Origin of the sequence: Streptomyces flavofungini, assembly GCF_041028215.1 — a bacterium.
Classification (GTDB): Bacteria; Actinomycetota; Actinomycetes; order Streptomycetales; family Streptomycetaceae; genus Streptomyces; species Streptomyces flavofungini_B.
This window is the reverse complement of the sequence record NZ_JASKYR010000307.1, coordinates 1-9632: the sequence shown is the minus strand read 5'-3', so window position 1 is coordinate 9632 and position 9632 is coordinate 1. Positions and strand designations below refer to the sequence as shown.

Here is a 9632-nt window from a genome sequence, read left to right as displayed (position 1 = left end):
TCCTCGTACACCTCGATGTGGCCGTCCGTGGCGAGGTGGTCGGCGTCGCCGAGCCGGGCGAGCTGGGCGTCCACCTCCGCATTGCCGGTGGGTGCCCGCTCGACCCCGAGGGGGGCGGGGCCCGCGGGGTCGTACGACGGCCCGGCGTCCGGCACCGGCTGCTCCGCTGCCGCCGCCGCCTCGTCCTGCCCCGCTTGAAGGTCGCTCATGGGCACGACGCTACCGCGAACCTCTGCGGTACCGTCGATCACGATGGCGACCATGGCGGAGTGCCGTACCGCACTCGACAGACTCTCGGACAACCTCGCGTCCGCCGACGGCGACGTGCGCGGCGCGGCTGCCCTGAACCGCTCGCTGAGCTGCCACATCACCGACCTCGACGCCACCTTCACCGGACGGCTCGAAAACGGCCGGATCACGGTGGTCGACAGCCACCAGGGGCCGCCGCGCGAGAAGGCCGAGATCCGCCTGGCGATGACCGGCGACGACCTCGTGGCGATGGTCGACGGCAGCCTGAACTTCGCGAAGGCGTGGGCCTCCGGGCGCGTCAGGCTGGAGGCGGGCTTCCGGGATCTGCTGAAGCTCAGGTCGCTGCTGTAGCCACGGCCTTGCGCCCCGCCCGCGCGGCGGGGATCACCAGGGGCGTGCCCGTCTCGGGATCGTCGATGATCTGGCACCGGATGCCGAACGCCTGCTCCACCAGCTCCGCCGTGACGATGTCGGACGGCGCCCCCTGGGCGATGACCGCGCCGTCGCGCAGGGCTATGAGGTGGGTGGCGTAGCGCGCGGCGTGGTTGAGGTCGTGCAGGACGGCGACGAGGGTGCGGCCCTGCTCCTCGTGGAGCTGTGCGCACAGATCGAGGACGTCGAGCTGGTGCTGGATGTCGAGGAACGTCGTCGGCTCGTCCAGGAGCAGCAGCGGGGTCTGCTGGGCGAGGGCCATGGCGATCCACACGCGCTGGCGCTGGCCGCCGGAGAGCTCGTCGACATAGCGGTCGGCGAGCTCGCGTACGCCCGTGGACTCCATGGACTCGTCCACGATCCGCTCGTCCTCCGCCGACCACTGCCGCAGGAGCCCCTGGTGGGGGTAGCGGCCGCGGGCCACGAGGTCGCCGACGGTGATGCCGTCGGGCGCGATGGACGACTGCGGCAGCAGCCCGAGCGTCCTGGCGACCTTCTTCGCGGGCATCGACTGGATGACGTTCCCGTCCAGCAGGACGCGTCCGGCGGACGGCTTGAGCATCCGGGAGAGGGCCCGCAGGAGCGTGGACTTGCCGCAGGCGTTGGGGCCCACGATCACGGTGAAGGAGTTGTCGGGGATCTCGACGGACAGCTTCTCCGCGATGACCCGCTGGTCGTAGCCGAGGGTGACGTCGTCGGCGATGAGCCGGTTCACGGCAGCACGCTCCTGGTCCTGGAGGTCGTTCTCGTTCTGGGTCATGCGCCTGGGGTTCCTGGTCGTCCGGGCTTCCTATTCATACGCGGCTCCTGGTCATACGCGTCGCGGCTCCCGGTCATACGCGTCCCGCCCTGCGCTGGGTGACGAGCAGCCACAGCAGATAGCCGCCGCCGAGCACGCCGGTGACGACGCCGACGGGGAGCTGGTCCGCGCCGAAGGCCCGCTGCGAGGCCCAGTCCGCGACGATCAGGAGGGCGGCGCCCATGAACATCGACGGCATGAGGTTCGGACCCGGGGAGCGGGTGAGGCGCCGGGCCAGCTGGGGCGCGGTGAGGGCGACGAAGCTGACGGGGCCCGCGGCGGCGGTGGCCGCGGCGGTGAGCAGGACGGACGCGGTCAGCAGGGCGAAGCGGGTGCGCTCGACCGGGATGCCGAGCGCGTTGGCGACGTCGTCGCCCATCTCCAGCATCCGCAGCGGACGCCCGTAGACCAGGACGACCGGCACCAGGACCGCGACGAGCGCGAGCAGCGGCCAGACCTGGCCCCAGTCGCGGCCGTTGAGGGAGCCGGTCATCCACACCACGGAACGGGCGGCGTCGACGAAGTCCGCCTTGGTCAGCAGATAGCCGTTGACCGCCGTGGTGAAGGCGGAGACACCGATGCCGACGAGGACGAGCCGGTAGCCGTGCACACCGCGCTTCCAGGCCAGCAGATAGATGGCGAGGCCGGTCACCAGGCCGCCGACGAGCGCGCCGCCCGCGACCTCGACCGCGCTGCCCTTGAACAGGACGATCATGGTGAGCGCCCCGGCCGTCGCGCCCTGCCCGAGCCCGAGCACGTCGGGGCTGCCCAGCGGGTTGCGCGCGATGGACTGGAAGAGGGCGCCGCCGAGGCCGAGCGACGCGCCGACCAGGAGCCCCACGAGGACCCGGGGCAGCCGCAGCTCGTTGATGATGAACTCCTGACCGGCGTCCCCCTGGCCGAGCAGCGTACGGACCACGTCCCCGGCCGGGATCTCGAAGTCGCCGGTGCCGATCAGGACGACGCCCGCGGTGAGCGCGGCCAGCACGAGCAGGGTGACGACCACCGCGGTACGGACGTCGACGCGGACCGAGAAGCCGCCCTTGGTGCGTAGCGCCTTCACAGCTGGGCCACCTTCCGCCTGCGGACGAGAAAGACGAAGACGGGCGCGCCGATGACCGCCGTCACGATGCCGACCTGGAGCTCCGCCGGGCGGGCCACGATACGGCCGACGACATCGGCGCCGAGCAGCAGGACGGGCGAGAGCACGGCCGCGTACGGCAGGATCCAGCGGTTGTCGGGCCCGGTGAAGGAGCGCACGATGTGCGGCACCATCAGGCCGACGAACACGATGGGCCCGCAGGCCGCGGTCGCCGCCCCGCACAGCAGCGTCGCCGCCGCCATGGACAGCGCGCGGGTGCGGGTGAGGTGGGCGCCGAGCGCGCGGGCGGTGTCGTCGCCCATGGCCATGGCGTTCAGCGGCCGCGCGAGGCCAAGCGCGAGCACCGTGCCGACCGCGAGGAAGGGCAGGACCTGCTGGATGGTGTGCCAGTTGGCGGAGGCCAGCGAGCCGACCGTCCAGAAGCGCATCTTGTTGAGCGCCGCCCCGTCCATGATCATCACGGCTTGCAGATAGCCGTAGAGCGCCGCGCTGATCGCGGTGCCCGCGAGCGCGAGACGCACCGGGGTCGCGCCGCGCGCACCGCCCAGGGCGTAGAGCAGGACACCGACGAGCGCCGCCCCCACGAAGGCGAACCACACATAGCCGCTCAGCGAGGTGACGCCGAAGAAGCTGATCGCGGTCACGACCGCCGAGGACGCGCCCAGATTGATGCCGAGCAGTCCGGGATCGGCCAGCGGATTACGGGTGAGCGCCTGGAGCACGGCGCCGGAGAGACCGAGCGCGACGCCCGCGAGGAGTCCGAGCACACTGCGCGAGAGCCGCTCACCGACCACGACGTCGCCATAGGTGCCCGTGTCGTGGAAGAGGCCGTGCCAGACCTGCTCCATGGGCATCGACTTGGCGCCGACCGCGATGCTCGCGAGAAAGACGAGCACGAGCACGGCCACCGCCAGGAGCAGCCCCGCGGTGCGCATCGCGCGGCGTCCGGGCGGCGCGGAAGCGGTCTCCGCGCGGGGTTCTGGGGGACTGTCGAGCAACACGCGGTTAGGTTAGCCTACCCTCCCGGTGTGTCTCGAAGTGTCCCGACCGGAACCGCTCGAGGCCACCGGCCAACGCCGGTCGCGTCCCCCATCGTCCAGCGGGCCAGCGGTTCGCCACAGCCGCGGCCGCAGCCGCCGAGAAGCCGGAGAGGCCAAGCGATGACCGACTCCCCGTACCAGTACTTCGACGTCCGGGTGGTGCGCGCCGAACGGCTCACCCCCGCGATGATCCGCGTGACCTTCGGTGGCCCCGATCTGCCGCGCATGGCCTCGGGCGGCCGTGACCAGCGCATCAAGATCTTCCTGCCGCACCCCGGCCAGGACGCCCCCGTCATGCCGGACACCGGCACCGGCACCGGCGACACCCTGGACTGGTACGCCGCCTGGTGCGCCCTCGACCCGGCGGTACGCGGCATCATGCGCACGTACACCACCCGCGCCCTCCGCCGCGACCCGCACGAGCTGACCGTCGACTTCGCCGTCCACGGCGCGGCCCCCTCGCCCGCCGACGGTCCCGCCACGAGCTGGGCACGGACGGCACGGCCCGGCGCCCGCGTCGGCGTCCTCGCCCCGGTCGACGAGGAGAACGGCGCGTACGACTTCCGGCCGCCGCGGGACACCGACTGGCTGCTCCTCGCCGCCGACGAGTCGGCGCTCCCCGCCGTCGCGGGCATCCTGGAGATCCTGCCGCCCGGCCTGCCGACCCGCGTCTGGGTGGAGGTCCACGACCTCGCCGACCGCCAGCCGCTGTCCAGCAGGACGGACACCGAGATCCACTGGCTCACCACGGAGGGCGCCACGACCGGGGCGATCCGCGGCGCCGACCTCCCCCAGGGAACGCCCTACGCCTGGATCGCGGGCGAGTCCGCGACCGTCAGGGCCGTCCGCCGCCACCTCGTCGGCGACCGGGGCTTCGCCCGCGAACGGGTCTCCTTCTCCGGCTACTGGCGCAGGAACACGACCACCGACGAATTGATCGACCGGGGCGAGGCGGCGTGAGCCGGGGCGGGACGGCGTGAGCCGGGCGGCCCGGGCTTGTCGGCGGCGGCGGTGAGGTCCGTACGGGTCTACAGCCCCAGCCGTGCCACCACCTTGTCCGTGTCCAGCGTGCAGGAGCCGTCCCCGGCCTCGGTCCAGGCGGCCGCGCACAGGGCGCGCAGGCCGTCCATGGCCTCGCCGTCGCCGTCAAGGACCAGCTCGCCGTCGCGCACCGAGGCCGTCCAGCCGCCGCAGCCGAAGCCGTCCGCCGACCCGGTCACCTCGGGCTGCCCGGTGAGCATGCCGCGCAGGTCCGCGTCCACATACGTCGGCCGGTGCCGGGGCGGCGCCGCGAGGAGCTGCGCGGCGTCCGTGACGCCGGTCATGACGAGCAGGGAGTCCACCCCGCCGTTGAACGCGCCCTCGATGTCCGTGTCCAGGCGGTCCCCTACGACGAGGGGCCGCTCCGCGCCGGTCCGCAGGATCGTCTCCCGGTGCATCGGCGGCAGCGGCTTGCCCGCCACCTTCGGCTCGGCCTTCGTCGCGATCCTGACGACCTCCACCGCGGCGCCGTTGCCCGGCGCGATGCCCCGCGCGCTCGGAATCGTCAGGTCGGTGTTGGACGCGAACCACGGCACCCCGCGCGCGATCGCGTAACAGGCCTCGGCGAAGCGTCCCCACGCCATGTCGGGGCCGCCGTACCCCTGCACGACCGCCGCCGGATCGTCGTCGGCCGACTCGACCGGCTCAAGACCCCGCTCCCGCAGCGCCACCCGCAGCCCCTCGCCGCCGATCACGAGCACCCGCGCCCCCTCGGGCACGTGCTCGCTGACCAGCCGGGCCGCCGCCTGCGCCGAGGTGATGACGTCCGCCGCGGCGGTCTCGATCCCCAGCTCCGTCAGATGCTCCGCCACCGCGTCCGGCGTACGCAGCGCGTTGTTCGTGACATAGGCGAGGTGCATGCCGCCCTTGCGCGCGGTGCCGAGCGATTCGACGGCGTACTTGATGGCCCTGCCCCCCGCGTACACCACACCGTCCAGGTCGAGCAGCGCCGTGTCATACGCCTCGCTCAGCGCCGTGCCGCTGCCCGCGGGCCGCGTCCTGAACCCCTCGTCCGCGCCCTTGCCTGCGGTCTGGCTCATTACACATCGCTCCTCGCTCGATACCACTCCCCCGATCATCGCTCATGCCACTGACACACATACGATGCCCCAATGAACACAGCGGGTCACACGGACGCAGCCGGGCTCGACCTGATCCCCTTCCGGGGCGTGCGCTACGTCCCCGAGCGGGTCGGCAACCTCGCCGCGGTGACCTCACCCCCGTACGACGTGGTGGTCCGCCCCGACGGCCTGCTCCACCTGGAGTCCGCCGACCCGTACAACATCGTCCGGCTGATCCTCCCGCAGGCCACCACCCCCGCCGCCCGCAACCAGCAGGCCGCGGACACCCTGCGCGACTGGCTCGCCGAGGGCATCCTCGCCCCCGACACCGCGCCGAGCCTCTACGTCTACGAACAGCGCGACGGCGACATCCTCCAGCGCGGCATCATCGGCGCCCTCCGCCTCTCCGAGGCCGCCGACGGCGTCGTCCTGCCCCACGAGGACGTCATGCCGCACGTCGTCGAGGACCGCGCGGCCCTGATGCGCGCCACCTCCGCCAACCTGGAGCCGCTGCTCCTCACCTACCGCGGTGACGGCGGGGAGCGGACGCGGGGCGCCATAGCCGTCATCGAGCGCGTCATCCTGCGCGAGCCGCTGCTCGCCACCACCACGGAGGACGACTTCCACCACCGTCTGTGGGCGGTGACGGACCCCGCCGAGATCACCGAGATCCAGTCGAATCTCGCCACCCACCAGGCTCTTATCGCCGACGGCCACCACCGCTGGGCGACCAACCTGCGCCTGCGCGCCGAGCACGCCTCCCCCAGCGCCTGGGACTACGGCCTGGTCCTCCTGGTCGACACCGCCCACTATCCGCTGCGGGTCCGCTCGATCCACCGCTACCTCCACCACCTGCCGGTCGCCGACGCCCTGGCCGCCATCGGCGACTCCTTCCGCGTCCGCGAGGTGGCGGGTCCCCTCGACGACGCGCTCGACGCCCTCGCCGAGGCCGCCGCCGAGAGCAACGCCTTCCTCCTCGCGGGCGACGGCGCCTTCCACCTCATCGACCGCCCCTCCCCCGACCTGCTCGCCCGTACGATCCCCAACGAGCACCCCGAGGCGTGGCGGACCCTCGACGCGACGGTTCTCCACTCGGCCCTGCTCGACCACGTCTGGCGCATCCCGGACGCACCCGAGCACATCGCGTACATCCACGACACGGGGGCGACGGTCGAGAAGGCCGAGCGCGACGGCGGCACGGCCGTCCTGATGCACCCGGTCCGCGAGGAGGTCGTCCGCGAGCTGGCCCAGCAGGGCATCACGATGCCCCGCAAGTCGACCTCCTTCGGCCCGAAACCGGCGACGGGCCTCGTACTGCGCGGCCTCGCGTACTGAGCTTCGCCTCCCGTACTGAGCTTGGCCTCCCGTACTGAGCTTCGCCTCCTGAAACGCAGAACGGGCGGGACTCCGTGGAGGAGTCCCGCCCGTTCTCTCAGCCTCGGCTCAGCTCTGACCTGATCAGGCCTTGTCGTCGTCGGAGGCCTTGTCGTCGTCGCCGGAGGCCTCGTCGCCGGGGGTTTCGTCGGCTACGGCCTCGTCGGATGCGGCCTCGTCGGCGCTCACGGCGCCCAACTCGTCCTCTTCGTCGGCGAGGGCGTCGACGAACTCGACGCCGTCCAGCTCCGCCAGGCGGTCGGATGCGTCGGTGCTGCCGTCCTTGTCGGACTCGACGACCTTCGCGAACCACTCCCGCGCCTCGTCCTCACGGCCGGCCGCGAGCAGCGCGTCGGCGTAGGCGTACCGCAGCCGCGCGGTCCAGGGCTGTACGGAGTTCGAGGCCAGCTCGGAGCTCTGCAGGGTGACGATGGCCGCGTCGATCTGGTCCATGTCACGCCGTGCCCCGGCGGCGACGAGCCGCATCTCGACCTGGCCCGCCTTGTCGAGCTTCTGCACCTCGGGCGCACCGGCCATGTCCAGCGCCTTCTCGGGCCTGCCCATGCCGCGCTCGCAGTCCGCCATGACGGGCCACAGCTCGACACTGCCGGTCATCCGACGCGCCGCCCGGAACTCGGCGAGCGCCTCGCTGTACTTCTGGTTCGCGTACGCGGCGAAGCCCGCCGCCTCACGCACCGCCGCGACCCTGGAGGCCAGCCGCAGGGCGATCCGCGAGTACGCGTAGGCCTGCTCGGGGTCCTCGTCGAGGAGATTGGCGACCATCACCAGGTTCCTGGCGACGTCCTCGGCGAGACCCTTCGGGAGGCTTTGCAGCTCCTGCTGCACGTCCTTGTCGATCTCACGGCCCGTGACGTCGTCAGGGATCGGCAGCCGTCGGATCGGCTCGCGGTCCCGGTCGCGGTCGTCACGTCCGCCTCGGTAACCACCCCGGTCGCCGTCACGCCGGTCGTCCCTGCGGTCGTCACGCCCACGGAACCCACCGGGCCTGCCACCCCGTCCACGGTCGTCACGCCCGCGGTCGTCGCGACCCCGGTAGCCACCGCCACCCCTGCTGTCATCCCGCCGGAAGCCACCACGGTCGCCGTCGCGGCGGTCGTCCCTACGGTCATCGCGGCGGTCGTCACGGCGGAAGGCGGGACGGTCGTTGCTGTCGCGGCGGTCGTCACGCCGGTCGTCGCGTCGGAAGGCGGGGCGGTCGCTGTCGCGGCGGAATCCGCCACGGTCGCCACCGCGATCACGGTCACGGTCGTCGCGGCGCGGACCGCTGGGCCGGTCATCCCGACGGAACGGCGGACGCCCACCATCACGGTCATCCCGCCCACGGAAACCACCACCGCGATTGTCACCACCACGGTTGTCATCCCGTCGGAAACCGCCGCGGTCATCACGGCGATCGTCACGCCGGTCATCGCGACGGAAGGCCTCACGACGGAAACCACCACGGTCATCACGCCGGTCATCACGGCGGTCGTCACGCCGGTCGTCGCGACGGAAGGCGGGACGRYCGCYGTGGCGGCGGAATCCGCCACGGTCGCCACCGCGATCACGGTCACGGTCGTCGCGGCGCGGGCCGCTGGGCCGGTCATCCCGACGGAACGGCGGACGCCCACCATCACGGTCATCACGCCCACGGAAACCACCACCGCGGTTGTCACCACCACGGTTGTCATCCCGTCGGAAACCGCCGCGGTCGTTGCTGTCCCGACGGTCATCACGTCGGTCGTCGCGACGGAAGGCAGGCCGGTCGCCATCGCGGCGGAACCCACCACGGTCGTTGTCCCGCCTCGGGCCCCCGCGGTATCCGCCCCGGTCGCCACCTTCCCGGCGGCGCTGGTCGCGCTCCGGTCGCTCGTCGGGAGAGTTGGTGGCCATCGGTGACTCCTAGTCTTCGGTACCGCAGTCATTCTCGCGCAGCCGGGGTGCCGGCGCGCTTCGACAAAAACAAAAAGGACCCTTGGTCCCAGCGTGGACGCTGGGACCAAGGGTCCTCCAAAAATTGTTCGGCGGCGTCCTACTCTCCCACAGGGTCCCCCCTGCAGTACCATCGGCGCTATGAGGCTTAGCTTCCGGGTTCGGAATGTAACCGGGCGTTTCCCTCATGCTATGACCACCGAAACCCTATGAAATATCCCGCCGGTGAAGCAGGATCTCAAACAGGGCAGCGAACAAGCACACTTTTCAATTAGATAGTGACGCTGTTCAGCCGACACAACTGTTCGTTGTTTCAGAACCAACACAGTGGACGCGAGCAACTGAGGACAAGCCCTCGGCCTATTAGTACCAGTCACCTCCACCCGTTACCGGGCTTCCAGATCTGGCCTATCAACCCAGTCGTCTACTGGGAGCCTTAACCCCTCAAAGGGGGTGGGAATACTCATCTCGAAGCAGGCTTCCCGCTTAGATGCTTTCAGCGGTTATCCTTTCCGAACGTAGCCAACCAGCCATGCCCTTGGCAGGACAACCGGCACACCACAGGTTCGTCCCTCCCGGTCCCCCCCCACTAGGGACAGCCC

General features: G+C 71.4%; 9 protein-coding genes, 2 rRNA genes and 1 pseudogene. 4 read left to right on the top strand and 8 right to left on the bottom strand.

The window, feature by feature from the left end:
- Nucleotides 1-209: pseudogene (locus AB8Z36_RS21275) on the bottom strand (hypothetical protein); the annotation flags it as partial.
- 43 nt (nt 210-252) lie between these two features.
- Here AB8Z36_RS21275 and AB8Z36_RS21270 point away from each other — a divergent pair.
- Nucleotides 253-600 (top strand): alkyl sulfatase C-terminal domain-containing protein, encoded by a 348-nt coding sequence (locus AB8Z36_RS21270; protein WP_369214944.1) that lies wholly within the window; start codon nt 253-255, stop codon nt 598-600.
- Here the strand turns inward: AB8Z36_RS21270 and AB8Z36_RS21265 are convergent.
- From AB8Z36_RS21265 to AB8Z36_RS21255, 3 genes are all read right to left on the bottom strand, one after another.
- Nucleotides 584-1441 carry an ABC transporter ATP-binding protein gene (locus AB8Z36_RS21265; RefSeq protein ID WP_369214943.1) on the bottom strand — a complete coding sequence of 286 codons (858 nt, stop codon included), beginning with the start codon at nt 1439-1441 and terminating at the stop codon, nt 584-586. The genes AB8Z36_RS21270 and AB8Z36_RS21265 overlap by 17 nt on opposite strands.
- 73 nt (nt 1442-1514) lie before the next feature.
- A complete protein-coding gene (locus AB8Z36_RS21260; protein ID WP_369214942.1) occupies nt 1515-2543 on the bottom strand; it encodes a FecCD family ABC transporter permease in 1029 nt (342 codons plus the stop codon).
- Complete coding sequence (locus AB8Z36_RS21255; protein WP_369214941.1) at nt 2540-3583, bottom strand: FecCD family ABC transporter permease; 1044 nt, start codon at nt 3581-3583, stop codon at nt 2540-2542. The genes AB8Z36_RS21260 and AB8Z36_RS21255 overlap by 4 nt, the downstream gene beginning before the upstream one ends.
- Before the next feature lie 159 nt (nt 3584-3742).
- Between AB8Z36_RS21255 and AB8Z36_RS21250 the strand changes: the two genes are divergently transcribed.
- Nucleotides 3743-4582, top strand: a complete 840-nt coding sequence (locus tag AB8Z36_RS21250; RefSeq protein WP_369214940.1) for a siderophore-interacting protein — start codon at nt 3743-3745, stop codon at nt 4580-4582.
- A gap of 68 nt (nt 4583-4650) precedes the next feature.
- Here the strand turns inward: AB8Z36_RS21250 and AB8Z36_RS21245 are convergent, their stop codons facing one another.
- The gene (locus AB8Z36_RS21245) at nt 4651-5703 is read right to left on the bottom strand and encodes an HAD-IIA family hydrolase (RefSeq protein ID WP_369214939.1); all 1053 of its coding nucleotides are present in this window, start codon (nt 5701-5703) and stop codon (nt 4651-4653) included.
- Nucleotides 5704-5775: 72 nt separating this feature from the next.
- On the opposite strand from AB8Z36_RS21245, the gene AB8Z36_RS21240 reads away from it, so the two are divergent.
- Entirely contained in the window at nt 5776-7059 is a 1284-nt protein-coding gene (locus AB8Z36_RS21240) for a DUF1015 family protein (RefSeq protein ID WP_369214938.1), read from the top strand.
- Nucleotides 7060-7182: 123 nt separating this feature from the next.
- Here the strand turns inward: AB8Z36_RS21240 and AB8Z36_RS21235 are convergent, their stop codons facing one another.
- Entirely contained in the window at nt 7183-7944 is a 762-nt protein-coding gene (locus AB8Z36_RS21235) for a tetratricopeptide repeat protein (RefSeq protein WP_369214937.1), read from the bottom strand.
- Between AB8Z36_RS21235 and AB8Z36_RS21230 the strand changes: the two genes are divergently transcribed.
- A complete protein-coding gene (locus AB8Z36_RS21230; protein ID WP_369214936.1) occupies nt 7927-8997 on the top strand; it encodes a hypothetical protein in 1071 nt (356 codons plus the stop codon). The two genes, AB8Z36_RS21235 and AB8Z36_RS21230, sit on opposite strands and share 18 nt — an antisense overlap.
- Before the next feature lie 120 nt (nt 8998-9117).
- On the opposite strand, the gene rrf is transcribed toward AB8Z36_RS21230, so the two are convergent.
- Both rrf and AB8Z36_RS21220 read right to left on the bottom strand, forming a co-directional pair.
- Nucleotides 9118-9234, bottom strand: a 5S ribosomal RNA gene (rrf, locus tag AB8Z36_RS21225).
- Between the two features lie 139 nt (nt 9235-9373).
- A 23S ribosomal RNA gene (locus tag AB8Z36_RS21220) occupies nt 9374-9632 on the bottom strand; the annotation flags it as partial.